This window comes from Mesorhizobium sp. ESP6-5 (assembly GCF_020164695.1).
Lineage (GTDB): Bacteria > Pseudomonadota > Alphaproteobacteria > Rhizobiales > Rhizobiaceae > Mesorhizobium > Mesorhizobium australicum.
Window position 1 is genome coordinate 17,177 of the sequence record NZ_JAIUGR010000004.1, and the last position, 16,182, is coordinate 33,358.

At 65.2% G+C, this 16,182-nt stretch carries 21 protein-coding genes; 9 read left to right on the plus strand and 12 right to left on the minus strand.

All coding sequences use genetic code 11. From position 1 onward, the window contains the following. Positions 1-23 precede the first annotated feature (23 nt). Positions 24-698, minus strand: a complete 675-nt coding sequence (locus LB524_RS07015) for an ArsR/SmtB family transcription factor (RefSeq protein WP_140712075.1) — start codon at positions 696-698, stop codon at positions 24-26. Positions 699-766: 68 nt separating this feature from the next. Here LB524_RS07015 and LB524_RS07020 point away from each other — a divergent pair, with 68 nt between their 5' ends. The 3 genes from LB524_RS07020 to LB524_RS07030 all read left to right on the plus strand — a co-directional run bounded on the left by LB524_RS07020 (position 767) and on the right by LB524_RS07030 (position 1,745). Next, a complete protein-coding gene (locus LB524_RS07020) occupies positions 767-982 on the plus strand; it encodes a DUF1127 domain-containing protein (RefSeq protein ID WP_224524698.1) in 216 nt (71 codons plus the stop codon). Between the two features lie 89 nt (positions 983-1,071). Then, entirely contained in the window at positions 1,072-1,404 is a 333-nt protein-coding gene (locus LB524_RS07025) for an NIPSNAP family protein (protein WP_140712071.1), read from the plus strand. Beyond that, on the plus strand, positions 1,401-1,745 hold the full coding sequence (locus LB524_RS07030) for an antibiotic biosynthesis monooxygenase family protein (protein ID WP_140618120.1): 345 nt from the start codon (positions 1,401-1,403) through the stop codon (positions 1,743-1,745). Before LB524_RS07025 ends, LB524_RS07030 begins: the two co-directional genes overlap by 4 nt. A 161-nt stretch (positions 1,746-1,906) precedes the next feature. On the opposite strand, the gene mbfA is transcribed toward LB524_RS07030, so the two are convergent. Next, positions 1,907-2,890: an iron exporter MbfA gene (mbfA, locus tag LB524_RS07035; RefSeq protein ID WP_140618116.1), complete on the minus strand. Its 984-nt coding sequence runs from the start codon at positions 2,888-2,890 to the stop codon at positions 1,907-1,909. 169 nt (positions 2,891-3,059) lie between these two features. On the opposite strand from mbfA, the gene LB524_RS07040 reads away from it, so the two are divergent. Further along, positions 3,060-3,383: a hypothetical protein gene (locus LB524_RS07040; protein ID WP_140618115.1), complete on the plus strand. Its 324-nt coding sequence runs from the start codon at positions 3,060-3,062 to the stop codon at positions 3,381-3,383. 149 nt (positions 3,384-3,532) lie between these two features. Then, a complete protein-coding gene (locus LB524_RS07045; protein WP_224524701.1) occupies positions 3,533-4,510 on the plus strand; it encodes a threonine/serine dehydratase in 978 nt (325 codons plus the stop codon). A gap of 524 nt (positions 4,511-5,034) precedes the next feature. Here LB524_RS07045 and LB524_RS07050 read toward each other — a convergent pair. Genes LB524_RS07050 through LB524_RS07065 form a run of 4 tightly spaced genes read right to left on the minus strand, consistent with a single transcriptional unit; the run spans position 5,035 to position 8,754 of the window. Then, positions 5,035-6,171, minus strand: coding sequence for an ABC transporter permease (locus tag LB524_RS07050; RefSeq protein ID WP_015314771.1), 1,137 nt, complete (start codon positions 6,169-6,171; stop codon positions 5,035-5,037). Next, positions 6,168-7,088 (minus strand): ABC transporter ATP-binding protein, encoded by a 921-nt coding sequence (locus LB524_RS07055; protein ID WP_140618109.1) that lies wholly within the window; start codon positions 7,086-7,088, stop codon positions 6,168-6,170. The genes LB524_RS07050 and LB524_RS07055 overlap by 4 nt, the downstream gene beginning before the upstream one ends. Continuing rightward, positions 7,085-8,038 (minus strand): HlyD family secretion protein, encoded by a 954-nt coding sequence (locus LB524_RS07060; protein WP_015314769.1) that lies wholly within the window; start codon positions 8,036-8,038, stop codon positions 7,085-7,087. Before LB524_RS07060 ends, LB524_RS07055 begins: the two co-directional genes overlap by 4 nt. Next, positions 8,035-8,754 (minus strand): CerR family C-terminal domain-containing protein, encoded by a 720-nt coding sequence (locus LB524_RS07065; protein ID WP_224524704.1) that lies wholly within the window; start codon positions 8,752-8,754, stop codon positions 8,035-8,037. Before LB524_RS07065 ends, LB524_RS07060 begins: the two co-directional genes overlap by 4 nt. A 91-nt stretch (positions 8,755-8,845) precedes the next feature. Here LB524_RS07065 and LB524_RS07070 point away from each other — a divergent pair, with 91 nt between their 5' ends. Beyond that, positions 8,846-9,319, plus strand: a complete 474-nt coding sequence (locus LB524_RS07070; RefSeq protein WP_224524706.1) for a CYTH domain-containing protein — start codon at positions 8,846-8,848, stop codon at positions 9,317-9,319. Next, positions 9,316-10,260, plus strand: coding sequence for a CHAD domain-containing protein (locus LB524_RS07075; protein WP_140823001.1), 945 nt, complete (start codon positions 9,316-9,318; stop codon positions 10,258-10,260). The genes LB524_RS07070 and LB524_RS07075 overlap by 4 nt, the downstream gene beginning before the upstream one ends. A gap of 22 nt (positions 10,261-10,282) precedes the next feature. On the opposite strand, the gene LB524_RS07080 is transcribed toward LB524_RS07075, so the two are convergent. Together LB524_RS07080 and LB524_RS07085 are read right to left on the minus strand one after the other, a co-directional pair. Next, positions 10,283-10,738 carry a hypothetical protein gene (locus LB524_RS07080; RefSeq protein WP_224524708.1) on the minus strand — a complete coding sequence of 152 codons (456 nt, stop codon included), beginning with the start codon at positions 10,736-10,738 and terminating at the stop codon, positions 10,283-10,285. Positions 10,739-10,749: 11 nt separating this feature from the next. Further along, the gene (locus LB524_RS07085) at positions 10,750-11,058 is read right to left on the minus strand and encodes a helix-turn-helix domain-containing protein (RefSeq protein WP_224524710.1); all 309 of its coding nucleotides are present in this window, start codon (positions 11,056-11,058) and stop codon (positions 10,750-10,752) included. 114 nt (positions 11,059-11,172) lie between these two features. Here LB524_RS07085 and LB524_RS07090 point away from each other — a divergent pair, with 114 nt between their 5' ends. After that, positions 11,173-12,033: an SMP-30/gluconolactonase/LRE family protein gene (locus tag LB524_RS07090; RefSeq protein WP_015314764.1), complete on the plus strand. Its 861-nt coding sequence runs from the start codon at positions 11,173-11,175 to the stop codon at positions 12,031-12,033. Between the two features lie 117 nt (positions 12,034-12,150). Beyond that, the gene (locus LB524_RS07095) at positions 12,151-12,768 is read left to right on the plus strand and encodes a DNA-3-methyladenine glycosylase (RefSeq protein WP_224525445.1); all 618 of its coding nucleotides are present in this window, start codon (positions 12,151-12,153) and stop codon (positions 12,766-12,768) included. Here LB524_RS07095 and LB524_RS07100 read toward each other — a convergent pair. From LB524_RS07100 to LB524_RS07115, 4 genes are all read right to left on the minus strand, one after another. Further along, positions 12,758-14,488, minus strand: a complete 1,731-nt coding sequence (locus LB524_RS07100) for a SulP family inorganic anion transporter (RefSeq protein WP_224524712.1) — start codon at positions 14,486-14,488, stop codon at positions 12,758-12,760. The two genes, LB524_RS07095 and LB524_RS07100, sit on opposite strands and share 11 nt — an antisense overlap. A gap of 61 nt (positions 14,489-14,549) precedes the next feature. Next, positions 14,550-14,828 carry a helix-turn-helix domain-containing protein gene (locus tag LB524_RS07105; protein WP_015314761.1) on the minus strand — a complete coding sequence of 93 codons (279 nt, stop codon included), beginning with the start codon at positions 14,826-14,828 and terminating at the stop codon, positions 14,550-14,552. Between the two features lie 271 nt (positions 14,829-15,099). Then, positions 15,100-15,804, minus strand: a complete 705-nt coding sequence (locus tag LB524_RS07110; protein ID WP_140660505.1) for a phosphatase PAP2 family protein — start codon at positions 15,802-15,804, stop codon at positions 15,100-15,102. 8 nt (positions 15,805-15,812) lie between these two features. Then, entirely contained in the window at positions 15,813-16,154 is a 342-nt protein-coding gene (locus tag LB524_RS07115; protein WP_224524723.1) for a hypothetical protein, read from the minus strand. Between the last annotated feature and the right edge of the window lie 28 nt (positions 16,155-16,182).

Consider the following 16,182-nt stretch of genomic DNA (forward strand, 5'->3'; position numbering starts at 1 on the left):
CGACTTTCAACGCTGCGGGACTCTCACCCCAAAAACACCCTCTCGAACGCCTGCTTGCCCGGCGGCGAGAAAATCACCGCGCGGCTGTCCTTCTCGCGGCGCGCCCATTTCTCGGCAAGGATCTTGTCGAGGATGGCGGCGCCCAGCGTCCCGGCGAGGTGCGAGCGCCGCACGCTCCAGTCGAGGCAGGCGCGGCACACCGGCCGCCGAGGCTTGGTGTAGACATCGATGCCGATCGCCGCGAAATGCGATGCGGCGGATGGCCCGAGCCTGATCTCCTTGTCGTTGCGGACCAGTATGTTTTTCTCGACGAGGCGGTCCAGCATCGCAACGGCCTGCTCGCCGGCAAGGTGATCGTAGCAGACGCGCGCGACGCGCATCGCGCCGTCGCGCGGGCCTGGCCGCACGCGCCTGGGGCCAACGGCTTCCGCCACGCCGGTGATGGCCTCGATCATGCCGGCCACTTGCGGGCCGGCCAGACCGTAATAGCGATGCCGGCCCTGGCTGGCCAAGGTCAGCAGTCCGCCCTCCATCAGCTTGGACAGATGCGAGGAGGCGGTCGGCAGCGACACGCCGGCCTCCAGCGCCAGTTCGCTCGCGGTCAATGCCGTGCCGCCCATCAGGGCATTCAGCATGTTGGCGCGGGCCGGATCGCCGACCAGGCTGGCGATGCGGGCAATGTCGGGTCCTTCACGCATGGTTTGATCCTCATCGAAGCATTCTTGTCAGATAACCATTATTCTCCGACGGGATCAAGGAGACGAGGATGGCCGCACGAATCGCTTTCACCCCCGAACCGGTGCCCCGCCGCCAATCGTTCCCGTTCGTCACCTGGGTCCGCTCACGGTTGCTGGCCCGCTGGTATGACCGCCATTCGCAGCGCCGCGACCTCTCGGAGATCGACGACCACCTGCTGCGCGACCTCGGCCTGACACGGGAGGACGTGCGCCGCGAATGCGCGAAATCCTTCTGGCAGGCGTGATCGCCAAATCATCTGCCTAGCAGATCGGGTGGCACGACGTTTCGAGGCCGCTCGAACTATCGGCGCGAAAGCCCATCAAGGAGACCGACATGACCATCACCTGCTTCATCCGCTACGAGATCGACCCGTTCGGCAAGGCCGCCTTCGAGGAATATGCCCGCAACTGGGGTCAGGCCATTCCGCGCTGCGGCGCCGATCTGATCGGCTATTTCGCGCCGCATGAGGGCTCAGCCACGACGGCCTATGCCGCCTACAACATCGAAAGCCTTGCCGCCTATGAAGCCTATCGTGCTCGGCTTGCCGCGGACCCCGCCGGCAAGGCAAACTATGAATTCGCCAAGCGCGAACGCTTCATCCTCAAGGAGGACCGCATGTTCCTGAAACTGGCTTCCGGCCCGCATGCGCCGCTGGTCAAGCTATGATCGCCGTCATCTTCGAGGTGCAGCCTGCGCAGGGCCGGCGCGAGGCCTATCTGAGCATAGCCGCCGACCTGCGTCCGCTGCTCGACGGCATTGACGGCTTCATCTCCGTCGAGCGCTTCCAGAGCCTGGCCGACCCGAACCGGGTGCTGTCGCTGTCGTTCTGGCGCGACGAGGAGGCGGTGAAGGCCTGGCGCAACACCGAAGAGCACCGGCAGGCGCAGCGGGCCGGGCGCGGCGGTATCTTTGCCGGCTATCGATTGCGGATCGCGCACGTGGTGCGCGACTACGGACTGGCCGAGAGGGACGAGGCGCCAGCGGACAGCCGGGCCGTGAATGGGTGAGAGCTATTGGGCTGACGTTTGGCGCCGCCCCTCACCTGCCAGCCGGCACCCTCTCCCCGTATACGGACGGGGAGAGGCGCTGTCATCGCCGGTTTCGCCAATCGCCAGCGTTGGAATGCCGGCAGGGCGATGAGGGGCAGCGTCGATCTTCGCCACTCTGTTTATGCATTCCCGATCAGCACGCCCGCCGCGAACACCAGGGCGCCGCCCAGCACCACCTGGAAGGCGGCGCGCAGGAACGGGGTCTGCATGTAGCGGTTCTGGACGAAGGCGATGGCCCACAATTCGAAGAACACCACCACGGCGGCTACCGCCGTCGCGGTCCAGAAATGCGGGATGAGATAGGGCAGAGCGTGGCCGAGGCCGCCCAGCGTCGTCATGACGCCGACGGTCAGGCCGCGCTTGATCGGCGAACCCCTGCCCGACAGCTTGCCGTCGTCGGAAGCGACCTCGGTGAAGCCCATCGAGATCCCGGCGCCGATCGAGGCGGCGAGACCGACCAGAAGCGTCTGCCAGGTATCATGGGTGGCAAAGGCGGCGGCGAAGATCGGCGCCAGCGTCGATACCGACCCGTCCATCAGCCCGGCCAGGCCCGGCTGCACATAGGTGAGGATGAACTGGCGCTGCTCGGCGGTCGCCTCCTCGACCTTGACTTCGCCCGGCACGTGTTTCTGCTCCAGCGCATGCGCCGAGCTTTCATGGCCCTGTTCGGCCGCGGCCAGATCGTCGAGCAGCTTGCGGGTCGAGGCGTCGGTGGTGCGCTTGGCCGCCTCGACATAGAACAGGTAGGCCTGCCGCTCCATCGCCTCGGCCTGGCGGCGCACGGCCTCGATGCCGAGCGGCCGCACCAGCCAGTCGGGCTTCCGCTCGAAATAGCCCCTCACATGTTCACGGCGGATCAGCGGAATGCGCTCGCCGAAACGTTTGCGGAAGAGTTCGATCAGCGAGTCGCGATGGCCGTCTTCTTCCTCGGCCATGGCCTCGAAGAGTTTGGCCGATTGCGGAAAAGTCTCGGACAATCCGTCCGCATAGGCTCGGTAGATACGCCCGTCATCCTCCTCCGATGAAATGGCCAGCGCCAGGATCTCCTGTTCGGAGAGCGATTCGAAGGAGCGGCGGCCGAAGCCGAAAACACGGGAAAGCATGAGGAAATCACCCTAGTTTAGAATTGTTCTAAACTATGGTTTGCAACGTCCTTGGTCAATCGTGCGCTTGGCCGCGGTCAAGAATAGTTGAGCCGGCACCGGGCATCCCCCTTCATTATCAGCGAATGTTTACCTATATATCGGGCCAAGCCAAAAAAGGAACGAGCTGATGACGGCCAAGAAGCCTCCGCACGCCTACGACCCGAAACCGGTCCTCGATCTCATCGCCAGCATCGAGGCCGACCTGCAGCGCCTGAAGGGGCTGGTCGAGCAGCAGGTCGAGAAATTCGACCCCGCCAACCCGCACAACAAGGCACCCGACGGCAAGCTGACAGAGGAAGGCGTCGAGTGCTGCTACCGCATGTTCGACGAGGGCAAGTCGCGCTATTCGGTCGCCCAGCAGATGAAGATCTCGTTTGCCGCCGCCACGCATCGGTTCAACAATTGGCGCAAGCTGGGCGGCAGCAAGCGGCAGCGGACATTGCTGGGGTGAATTTCGATATGCGGGCGTGACGGCCGCAACGCTGGATGCGTTTGTGTCTTGATCACAATCGCGAACTTTGTCCCCGTCACATCTTTTCGTTGGCATCGAGCGCGCCTTTGCGTGCACCATGGCCGGATCGCATCGCCACAGGACCCGCCATGACCACCCCTCCCGGCATCGCCGACATCCATGCCGCCGCAGCGCGCCTCTCGGGCCTGATCGTCGAGACCCCCTTGATCGAATCGCAGGAACTGAACAGGCAGTTCGGCGGCCGCATCCTGTTCAAGCCGGAGACGCTGCAGCGCACCGGCTCGTTCAAGTTCCGCGGTGCCTACAACAAGCTGTCGACGCTGAGCGAGGCGGAGCGCTCGCGTGGCGTCGTCGCTTTCTCTTCGGGCAATCACGCGCAAGGCGTGGCGGCTTCCGCCGCCATGTTCGGCGTCAAGGCGGTCATCGCCATGCCGGCGGATGCACCTGACATGAAGATCGCCAATGTCCGCAGGATGGGCGCCGAGGTGGTGCCCTTCGACCGATTCAAGGACGACCGCATGACGGTGGTGCGCCCCTATCTCGACAAGGGCATGGCGTTGGTGCCGCCTTTCGACGATCCGGCCATCATTGCCGGCCAGGGCACGATCGGACTGGAGCTGGTCAAGCAGGCGCGGGCGCTGGGTGTCGGCCTCGACGCGGTCGTCATCCCCTGTGGCGGCGGCGGCCTGACCAGCGGCATCTCGGTTGCCGTGAAGGATACCTCGCCCGGCACCGCGATCTGGGCTGTCGAACCCGAGCATTTCGACGACACGCGCCGCTCGCTGGCCGCGGGCGCCAGGGTTTCGAACGAGCCTGGCCACAGTTCGATCTGCGACGCCATCCTCACCGCCGAGCCGGGCGCGATCACCTTCGAGATCAACCGCCGCAACCTCGCCGGCGCCGTCGCCGTCTCCGAGGATGCCGTCAGGCAGGCGATGCGCGACGCCATGGCCTATCTGAAGCTGGTGGTCGAGCCCGGAGGCTGCGTCGCGCTGGCGGCGCTGTCGTCGGGCGAGATCGAGCTGTCGGGCAAATGCGTCGCCGTGGTGCTGTCCGGCGGCAATGTCGATTTCGGCACCTATGCCGGGATCATGGCGGCCGCCTAAATCGGCTTCATCTGCGATTGGACAAATTGAAGGCACTCGATTATTTGGCAGGTGTTAGCGTTGCAGCGATGTTCAGCGCGGCGAACATGGTTTCGAGTATTTATGGCCCTTTCGATCTACCTTGCCACCAGGCGGAACCTGATACTCCGGGGCGTGAAGAATACATCCGATCGCAATCCCATCCTTATCGACAAAGATCTATTCCTACTGTTCGTCACACTTGAGCGAGCACTACGCTCGAAATCTTTTGACGCCGTTCTGGCGGCAGTTCAGGCCATCGAGAGTTACGCAACCTCCATAGGGAAGCGATATCTCGTCCTTTTTGCGTATTGGTATATCCATTTTTCGGATCGAACGCCGAAAATGACCACAGTTGACAATGGCTTAGAGGGCGGAGGTATGAGGATAACGATGGAATATAGGCGAGCGGTCACGGACGAGGAAATCGCTATCGCTGCTTGGGCCAAAGTCAAGTTCAGCCGATACGGGGATAGCTTCTTCCGTGTGTTGTATTCCAATCAACTTTAATCCAGCGTGCGCCTGAACCGCACCAGCGCCACGCCGGCGAACAGCGCCACGAAAACCGCCAGCCAGCCGATCTCGGTCGCTACCGCCGGCAGTTGCGCGCCCTTCAGCATGACGGCGCGGGTGATGCGCAGAAAATGCGTCAGCGGGAAGATCTCGCCGAAGGTCTGCGCCCAGTCCGGCATGCCGCGATAGGGGAACATGAAGCCCGACAGCATGATCGAGGGCAGGAAGAAGAAGAAGGTGAGCTGAAGCGCCTGCATCTGCGTGCGTGCGATCGTCGAGATCGTGTAGCCGAGCAGCACCAGCGACAGCACGAACACCAGCACCGCCGACAAAAGCAGCGTCATCGAGCCGGTGAACGGGATGGCGAACAGAAGCTTCGACGCCGCCAGCACCACCACCACCTGCACCGCGCCGACCGCCAGGTAGGGCAGCACCTTGCCCATCATGATCTCCAGCGGGCTCGACGGCATCGCCAGGAGATTCTCCATCGTGCCGCGCTCGGTCTCACGCGTCAGCGCGATCGACGTCATCATCACCATCGTCATCTGCAGGATGACGCCGAGCAGGCCAGGCACGATGTTGTATTGCGAGATGCCTTCGGGATTGTAGCGGCGGTGGACGACGACATCGAGCTGGCCCCTGGCGGCTTCCGCCGCGGCTTCCTGCGTGCCCTGCGCTCTCAGCAGCGCCTGGCCGGCGATGGTGCCCAGCGTCGAGATGGCGCCGCTGGCCACCGCCGGATCGGTGGCGTCGGCCTCGATCAGGATTTGCGGCTTGTCGCCGCGCTCGACGCGCCGGGCGAAATCGGCCGGGATGGTGACGACGAAGGCGACGTCGCCGCGCGCCATCAGGAACTCGGCCTCCTCGGCGCTTTGCGCGACATGGTCGAAGCGGTAATAACCGGTGGTCTGCAGCGCCGCGACCATGGCGCGGGTATAGGGATCGCTGCTGGTCGCCACCAGGGCCGCCGGCAGGCTTTTCGGGTCGTTGTTGATGGCGTAGCCGAACAGGACGAGCTGAATCAGCGGCACGCCCAGCATCATGGCGAAGGTGATGCGGTCGCGCCGCATCTGGATGAACTCCTTGATCAGCAGGGCGCCGAGCCTGGCGAAGGAAAAGACGCTGTTCATGCCATGTTGTCCTTCGATCCCGACATGAACTGGATGAAGACATCCTCCAGGCTGGTCTCGCCCGGCGTCACCGTCACGCCCTTGTGCTCTCTCTCGACATCGGCAAGCGCGGCCTCGAGCTTCTCGCGGTCGGAACCGACGACGTGCAGCGTCGCGCCGAACGGGGCCACCTGGTCGACGCCGGGGCGGCCTTGCAGTGCTTGCGCCACCTCGTCGAGCTTTGGACCTTGCAGCACGAAGGTGGTCAGGCCTGCATTCTTCACCACCTCGGCGACAGTGCCGGTGGCCAGCATCCTGCCATAGGAGATGTAGCTGATGCGGTGGCAGCGCTCGGCCTCGTCCATGTAATGAGTGGACACCAGCACGGTCAGCCCGCCGCTCGCCAGGCGATGGATCTCGTCCCAGAACTCCCGCCGCGCCTTCGGGTCGACGCCGGCCGTCGGCTCGTCCAGCAGCAGCAGTTTCGGCTTGTGCATGATGCAGGCGGCCAGCGCGAGGCGCTGCTTCCAGCCGCCGGACAAGGTGCCGGCCAGCTGGTTGCGGCGCGTCGTCAGGCCGAGCTCCTCCAGCGTGCGCGAGACATAGTCCTCGACCGGCCGCAGCCGGTAGAGCCGCGCCACGAATTCGAGGTTCTCGCCGATCGTCAGATCCTCGTAGAAGGAGAATTTCTGCGTCATGTAGCCGACTTCGCGCTTGATCCTGAGGCTGTCGGTGCGGATGTTGAAGCCCAGCACCGTGCCTTCGCCCTCGTCCGGCGTCAGCAGGCCGCACATGATGCGGATGGTGGTGGTCTTGCCCGAGCCGTTGGGGCCGAGGAAGCCGACGATCTCGCCCTCGGCGACCGACATCGTCACATGGTCGACGACGGTCTTGTCGCCGAAGCGTTTGACCAGGCCGTGAACGTCGATGGCGTTCATTTTCCCATATCCGCGAGATCGACATCGACGATCTGGCCGGGCTGCAGCGGCCCCGCATCGCCCTCCGGCCGCGCCTCGACGAGGTAGACCAGCTTCTGCCGGTTCTCCAGGGAGTAGATCACCGGCGGGGTGAATTCGGGATCGGGCGAGACATAGCTGACGCGCGCCTTCACCTCCGGGCCACAGCCGTCGCAATGGACGCTGAGCAGGCTGCCGACCTTGACCGAGGAGAAGGCGCTTTCCGGAATATAGACGCTGAGCTTCACCGCGCCGTCGGGAAGCACCGAGATGACCGGCGCGGTCGGGCCCGCCGTGTCGCCGGGATTGCGGATGACGTCGTTGACGCGGCCGGGCGAAGGCGCCGCCAACACGCGTTTGGAGAGCCGCCATTGCGCCTGATCCAGCGCCGCCTGCGCCTGTTTGACCTGATTGTCGGCGGCCTTGATCGTTTCGGCGCGCGCCGGCAGGCCGCCGACCGCCAGGTTGGCCTCCGCCTGGCCGACCTGCGCATTGGCCGTCTCCAGCGTCGCGGAAGCCGTGTCGAAATCTGCCTGCGTGCCGGCGCCGCGTTTGAACAGGTCGCTGGCGCGGTCGAATTTTCGCTTGGCGTCGGCGGCCTGTGCCTTGGTCATGTCGACCTCGGCCTTCAGCACGGCGATCTCTTCCGGCCGCTTGCCGACCTGGAGATCGGCATACTGCGCCTGCGCCTGGGCCAGCGCCGCCTGCGCTTGCGCCACCGCGATCTTGGCGTCGGCATTTTCGAGTGTCACCACGGTGGCTCCCGGCGTGACGCGGTCGCCGCGCTTCACCGCCACCGTCTCGACCTGCGCCACCTCGATCGGCGCCAGGAGCACATAATCGCCCTCGACATAACCGACGGCGAGCGGTGCCGCCGGCGCGCAGGCACCGAACAACTGCGCGGCGAGCGGCAGCGAACACAGAAAGCTCATTGTTTTGATCCCTTCATCCCTGGCCCCTTCCGGGCGGCCAGTATGGCGCCGAGATTGTCCGTGGTGACCGCCACCACCTTGGCGACCTCGGCGGCGCCGATGTCGCGCCAGCCCATGCGGCGCATGACAGCCTCGCGGCCGATGCGGAAATAGATGACCTGGCCGATCAACGTGAACACGGTGAGCCGGGTGCGTTCGCTCTCGGCCGGCTCGCCGGTGGCCTGCTCCCACATCTGGCACAGCCGGCGGTGCGTCGGCTCGAAGACGCCGTCATAGATGCGGTCGAGCGCCGCCGTCGGATGCGACAGCTCGCGCAGCACGAATTGCACGATCTCTCCGGCCTGCGGCTGTGCCACGATGAAGCCGACCATCCGCTCGAGTGCCGTGAAGAGCTGCGCGCGCGCCGCCTCAGGATCGCTTGCCGCCGCCTGTCCGTGGCCGAGCCCCTCGCCGGCGCCCAGTGCCTGCCCAGCGACGCCCTGGATGGTCTCGACGATGAAGTCGGCGGCAGCGGCGCGAAGACCTTCCTTGCCGCCGAAATGATAGGCGATCGAGCCGATATTGGCCCCCGCCTCGGCGGCAATTTCGCGCGTCGAGGTGCCGTCGAAGCCCTGCCGCCCGAACAGTTTCAACGCCGCCTGGACAAGCGCGGCGCGCGTCGGCTCTGCCGGGGCGGTCTCGCGGCGGGGTCTCTTGGCATCTGGCAATTTGATCATGCCAAAGACCTTAATCAATCGATTGATTAAGGTCAACTTGTGTGCGGCGCTGTCTTGCCATCGCGCGCGGCAACCGCTTTAGTGCGCGGCCATGGGCAAGGAAGTCGAGCGTAAGTTCCTGGTCTCCAGCACCGCATGGCGGGATCTGGCGGAAGCGGATATCCGCATTCTCCAGTTCTATCTCGCCACGGCACCCGGGCGAACCGTCCGCATCCGCATCAGCGATGGCGCCTCCGCCAGGCTGACGCTCAAATTCGGCAGCAGCGCGCGCGAGCGCGACGAATTCGAATACCCGATCCCGCTGGCGGAGGCGGTGGAGATGCTGGGCTTCGCCATCGGACGTGTCATCGAGAAGACACGTCACCATGTTAGGCATCGCGGCTATCTCTATGAAGTCGATGTCTTTGGCGGTGCACTGGCGGGACTTGTGGTGGCCGAGCTCGAGACGCCGGAAGAGGTTCCGGACGAAATGCTGCCTGACTGGCTCGGCCGGGAAGTGACCGGCGAGCAGAAATTCTACAACGCGTCGCTCGCCCTCGGGGGGATACCGGAGATCGCCGCATGAGCTTTCGTATCGATCCGCGCCTGCCGCTGACCGGCGAGGTCAGGCGTATCCTTGCCGAGGAGATCGGCAAGGCCCTGCTGCATCTGGAGACCGCGCACACCCGGCCGGAACAGGGGCTGCACAAGTGCCGCAAGCGGCTGAAAAGCGCGCGTGCCTTGTTGCGCTTGGTTCGTTCCGGTGACGAAACATTCTGCACTACGGAAAACCAGTGCTATCGCAATGTCGCGGCGCTGCTTGCCGGTCCGCGTGAAGCCACGGCCCTGATCGAAACCATCGATCGGCTGGCGGCGGGCTTCGCCAGGGAAAGCGTCGATGGCGGGCTTGATGCCGTTCGCGACAGGTTGATCGCACGCCAGCATGATCTGCACGAAGGCGCCGGCCTGAAGGCGGCGATCGGGGCGGCCACCGCCGCCTGCGAAGACGGCCTGAAGCGCATCGAAACCCTTGCTTTGCCCGATCAGCCGGAACAGGCCGCCGACGTGCTTGCCGAAGGCGCCCGCGTCGCCTTGCGCCGCGCCAGGAAGGCGCTCGACAAGGCCGGCACGCGCGGTGAAGCCGACGATTTCCATGACCTGCGCAAGGCGGCCAAGACGCATGGCATGCACCTGTCGCTGCTGGGCAGGCTGTGGCCGACCCCGATCAAGGCGAGGCGCAAGGCCGTGGATGAACTGGGGGAGCGGCTCGGTGAACTGCATGATGTGTTCGTCATGCGCGCGCTGCTCGAGGCGGACAGCGAGCCGCTGGGGCCGCCCGAGGACACAAAACTTCTCGGCAAGTTGCTCAAGCGCTCGGAAAAGAGCCTCAGGAAAGCCTGTCTCGCCGAGGCCGCCGAGCTGTTCGGCGACAGCCCCAAGCACGCGACGAAAAAGCTCGCCCGCAAGGCACGCGACGATCTCGCCGGCGCCTCGTCCGCTGATGATCTTGCCGCCAGTGCCGGCTGATGGGCGGCGGACCTCGGCCGGTCTAAGCGGGTAGCGGCCGCCGGCCTTTTGCCAGGGAAGGCTGGTCCTCCATCCGCGCCCCGGCGTCGCGTGGATGCGGCCCGATCGGCATGATCGCCTCGAATGGCGTGGCGCCAAAGGCAAAGGTCCATTTGTAGCCGATCAACCCGTCCTCGGGCGTGGTGTGCTGGTCGTGATGGGCCAGCAGCCTCGCCCGGTCGGCCAGTTCCTCGGCCTCGCGCCGCACCATCTCCGCCGTCTCCGGACGCGTTCGCCTGGAGAAGCTGACGAAGGTCGCCTCCTTCTCGATATGGGTGATGGCCCAGCCGATGAAATTCTTGTTGGTCATTTCGAACAGCGGCCTGAGCGGCCCCTCGAAATTCCACTGGATCGGCGTTTCGACCAGCAGTTTCGCCGACAGGCCACGGCCAAGCGCGATCAGGCCGAGTTGCTCGAGGTCGCGCAGATAGAGGAACATCGAGGCCTCACTCAGGCCTTGCGAGCGCATGGCATGACGAAGACGAACAGCAGCGCCGGCCGGCCGGCGAGCCGGCGCTCGATCTCGGGCGCGATGTGGTTGACCGGCCCCCGCCCGCGGTTCATCGAGCCGAGCACGTTTTCCAGTTCGACGCCGGCGGCGGCGCAGATCTCCACCAGCCGGTCGAGCTTGCAGTTCTTCTCATGGAAGATGCGCTTCACCGTCGGCTCGGAAACGCCCATCCGTTCGCCGAGCTCACGATAGGTGACACTCTTGGCCTTCAGTGTCCGTTTCAGCGCCTCGAAGATCGGGCCGTTCATGGGATGCGCCTCTTGCCGGCGGTTTCGTATCGATATTCGATACTAGCTTCAATCCGCCTTCCCGAGAAGTATCGAAAATCCTAGCTGTTCACCGACATTCACAGGAGAGCAGCCATGAACATTGTCGTCACTTCCGCCGTCATCGCCGCCATCGGCATTGCCGCCGCCCAGGCCGCCCAGGCCGACGAGCTCTGGCGCGCAACGGGCCTCGAACAGCCTGAATCGGCGCTGTTCGACGCCGCCAACGGCCGCATCATCGTTTCCAACATCGTCGGCAATCCGGGCGACGCCGACGGCAACGGCTACCTCAGCCTGCTGTCAATGGATGGCAAGATGGTGAGCCAGCACTGGACCGACGGCATGGACGCGCCCAAGGGCATGGCGATATCGGGCGGCAAGCTCTATGTCGCCGACATCACCAAAATCCGTGTCGTCGACCTCGCCAGCGGCAAGCTCATCGCCAGCATCGTGGTCCCGAATGCCGTTTTCCTGAACGACATGACGTCGGATCGGTCCGGCAAGGTCTACGTCACCGACATGCTGGCCGACACGATCTACCGCATCGACGGCGACAGGCCGGAGCTGTTCGTCAAGGATCCGCTGCTCGCCTCGCCCAACGGCGTCTTCGCCGATGGCGACAGGCTGATCGTGGCCTCCTGGGGCAAGGGCATCAAGGCCGACTTCAGCACGGCCGAGCCCGGCGGGCTGCTGGCGGTCGACATCGCCAGCAAGGCGGTGACGCCGCTGGCGGGCGCCCAAAACTTCGCCGACCTCGACGGCGTCGTCGCCATCGGCGGCACCATCTATGCCACGGCCTACATGACCGGCACGCTCTATCGATACAGGACCGGCGGCGGGCCGGAAGCGGTGGCGCATTTCAAGCCGGGCAGCGCCGATATCGGCACCGACGGCAAGTCGATCCTCTACGTGCCGCTGATGAATGAAGGCGAGGTCGCGGCGCTCAAGATCGAATGAGCGCTGGCGTCCGCACGACCTTCGCTGACAGCCGTGGATGGAGCGTGGTAGGACGGTCCCTCCACGGCAATGGTCAAGGAGGTGTGCCATGGACGACCGGGAGATCAGAGCGGCCCGATGGATCCCGTGAGCCACAGCGACAAGCATCGTCCGCTCGCGCGAGAAGAGCTCCCGGACGATACGGCCGCGCTCGCCCGGTTTCTCCTAGGCAAGCTGGTGGTGCGCGACTTGCCCGAAGGCAGGGTCAGCGGCCGCATCGTCGAGACGGAAGCCTATGTCGTCGGTGATGCGGCCGGGCACGGCTTTCGAGGGATGACGCAGCGCAACCGGTCGCTGTTTCTCGAAGCCGGGCACGCCTATGTCTACCTCGCCTATGGCACCTCCTTCATGCTGAATGTCTCGAGCGAGACGAAAGGGGTCGGAACCGGCGTGCTGATCCGGGCGCTGGAACCGCTGGAAGGCGTCGCGATCATGCGGCTGAACCGAGGCGTCGAGCGCCTGCGCGACCTGGCGCGCGGGCCCGGGAGGCTGGCCGCGGCGTTGCGGATCGATCGTTCGCTCGACGGGATCGACCTGTGCCGGAAAGGCCCGCTGTGGCTCGCCCACGATGAATGTGAGCCCGGCGCGATCGGACGGGGCATCAGGATCGGCATTTCGAAGGACGCCGACCGCCTGCTGCGGTTCTACGTCAGGGAAAGTCCGTTCGTCAGCGGCCCGGCATCGCTCAATCGTTGAGAGACGGCTGCTTCGCCTCTTGTCTCCCCGCCAATTGGTCCCGCGCGTCGCGGATCGACGCGGCATAGGTCACCAGCGGCGGCTTGACGCCGTGATTGATCAGCATGCGCCGGATCTGCGGCGAGGCGCCCGAAATGGTGAAGCGCACGCCGGCGCGCCCCGCCTTGTGGGCCGCGCTTTCGATGACATTGGCCGCCGTCGAATCGAAAAGCGGCACGGCCGAACAGTCGAGCACGAAGTTGCGGCGCTGGTCGGCGATGCGGTCGAGCACGCTGCCGACAGTGGACGCGGCACCGAAGAAGAAGGCGCCCGAGATGCGGTAGACGACGGTGTCGGCGTCGCTTGCCTCCGCGGAATCATAGGCGCGGGCGACGCCGACGCTGTCGGCGATATCGTCCTGCGCCAGGTCCGCCTCGACCGCGACGGACTTGGCCATGCGGTCGATGAACAGGATCGAGCCGAGCGAGAAGCCGACGACGATGCCTTCGGTGAGGTCGCGGAAGACGACGATGAGGAAGGTCGCCATCAGCACCAGCGCATCGCCGCGCGATGCCCTGAGCAGCGTGGCGAAGGCTTGTTTCTCGACCATGTTCCAGCAGACCACCGCCAGGACGCCGGCAAGGGCCGCGAGCGGGATGTAGCTGGCAAGCGGCGCCGCCACCAGCATCAGCACCAGCAGGATTCCCGAATGGACCATGCCCGAGACCGGACCGTGTGCGCCGGCCCGCACATTGGTGGCGGTGCGGGCTATGGTGCCGGTGGCGCAGATGCCGCCGAACAAAGCGGACGCGACATTGGCGAAGCCCTGCGCCACCAACTCGCAATTTGAGCGGTGCCGCCGGCCCGTCATGCCGTCTGCGACGACGGCCGACAGCAGCGATTCGATGGCGCCGAGCAGCGCGAAGGCGATGGCGTCCGGCAAGACGTCGAGCATCCTGCCGAAGCTGACGGGTGGCATGCCAGGCCATTGCAGGCTGCTCGGAATGCCGCCATAGCGCGTGCCGATCGTCTCGGCCGGCAACGCCAACAGCGCCACGACCAGCGAGGCGAGCCCGATGGCGATCAACATGGCCGGCCATTTCGGCCGCCAGCGCTTCAGCAAGACGATGGTCGCGATGGTCAGCGCCGCCACGCCGGTCGCCGCGAGGTTGATCGTGCCGGCTGCTTCGCCAAGCGCGATCAGCTTGGGCACGAACGGTCCGGGCTCCCGGCCCGGCAAGGTCAGCCCGAACAGTTCGACGATCTGGCCGGAGAAGATGATGACGGCAATGCCGGCGGTGAAGCCGACAGTGACCGGATAGGGAATGAACTTGATGTAGGTGCCGAGCCGGAGATAGCCGATGGCAATGAGGAACACACCGGCCATCATCGTCGCCAGCAGCAGGCCGTCGAGGCCGACGCGCGCCACCGTCGCCGCCACCAGCACGATGAAGGCGCCGGCCGGGCCGCCGATCTGGAAGCGGCTGCCGCCCAAGGCCGAGATGATGAAGCCGCCGACGATGGAAGCGTAGAGGCCACGCTCCGGCGTCACGCCCGAAGCGATCGCGATCGCCATCGACAGCGGCAGCGCGACGATGGCGACAGTCAGCCCGGCGATGACATCCGCCTTGAAATGCGGCAGCCGGTAGCCCTCCCGCCAGACCGTCACCAGCTTCGGCGTGAACAGCTCGGAGAATGTCGGCTTCACCGCCTGATGCACTGCCTGACGCGATTGATCCACGGACTGCCCCTGCAAAAGCGGCGGGATCGTCGGCAGGACTGTCGGCGGTCGCCGTCGCGACTTATTCCGGCCCGGCCTTGGGTTCCGGCGGCATGGCGGCCTTGAGGCGCACGCCCCTGCCGCCGCGCTCGCTGGCCTGGTTCTCGCCGATCAGTTCCACCCCGGCTTCGTCGAGAGCCTGGATGACCTTCATCAGCGTATCGACCACGCCCCTGACCACGCCGCCGCTCGCCTCCATGCGCTGGATGGTGGGAAGCGAGACGCCGGCGCGCTCGGCGAGCGTCCTCTGGTCGATGCCGGCCAGCGCCCTTGCGGCGCGCATCTGCGCGGCAGTGATCATCGGCCGGAATCCCCGTCTGAGCCTGCTAGCGTAACGTATAATACCATCATTATCATGTTTCAAGCATCATCATATCGGTTTTAGACGTAACCACACCTGATGCCCATTTTCTTCGATACCTGCCAGGGATTTCAGGTAGGGTGGCATGCATCAGACGCAGGGGGTACGCGGGTGAACGTTTTCAAGACCATGGTAATATCGGCAGGCTTGCTGTCGACGGTTCTGATACTGACGGGCTGCGGAGGGCACCTCATCAACAGGTTGATCTGACTCAGTCAGGCTCCTCGCTCACCGCCTTGCGCCGTTGCAGAAGCCTCGCCACCAACCAGCATAGCATCGCCCAGGCGAAGCCGGCACACCAGCCCGCCAGCACATCCGAGGGCCAGTGGACGCCGAGATAGATGCGGCTGACGCCGACCAGCACTGTCGTCAGCACCGCCAGGAACAACACGTAGACCTTGGTCGTCCGGCCCGGCAGGAAGCGCGCCGCCAGCGAACCGAGCGTGAGGTAGGTCACCGCCGACAGCATGGCATGGCCGCTCGGGAAGGAAAGCGACGTCTCGTTGACGAGATGCGAAACCAGTTCCGGGCGCGGCCGGTCGACGCCGACTTTCAGCAGGCTCGACAGCACCTGGCCGCCCGCCACGGCAACGAACATGAGAAGCGCCGTCGCCGGGCGGCGGATCAACAGCAGATAGATGATCGTCGCCGCCGTGATCAGCACCAGAACACTGGAGCTGCCGAGGCTGGTGATGTCGCGCATCGCGCCTTCCAGCCATGGCGGACCGATCGGGATCGCCGGTTGACCGGCCTGGCGGAATGCAAGCAGGATTTCGGTATCGAAGGCGTGCGGCGTGGTGGCCCGTGCCACCTCCATCAATTCCTCGAACGCCCACAGCCCACCGGCGATGACCAGGCCGGCCAGCAGCACCGGGAATTCGACCCGATTGAGCAGAGCTTTCGCGGCGTTCTTCATCGGCACCGTTACATCCGCCCTTGCAGATAGGGCCCAAGCGTGATCAGCGCCACGGCTGCGATTGCCAGCGCGATGCCGGCCGCCTGCAGCGCGTTGACGCGCTCGCCGAAGAACACCAGTGCAACGACATTGACCGAAACCAGCTGGATCACCGCCGAGAGGCTGAACGATACCGACATGCCGAACTCGCGGATCAACCGCAGCATGATCAGATTGCCCACCGAATAGAGCGCCAGCGTCAGCAGGATCTTGCCCAGGCTGGGCGCCAGCCCCCATTGCTTGGCGGCGGTCGCTGCCAGCAGGAAGATCACCGTCGAAAAGCCGAGCTGCAGAAGTCCCGAAAAACTCAACGTCCCGTCCCCCTCGAAGCGCCTTTTG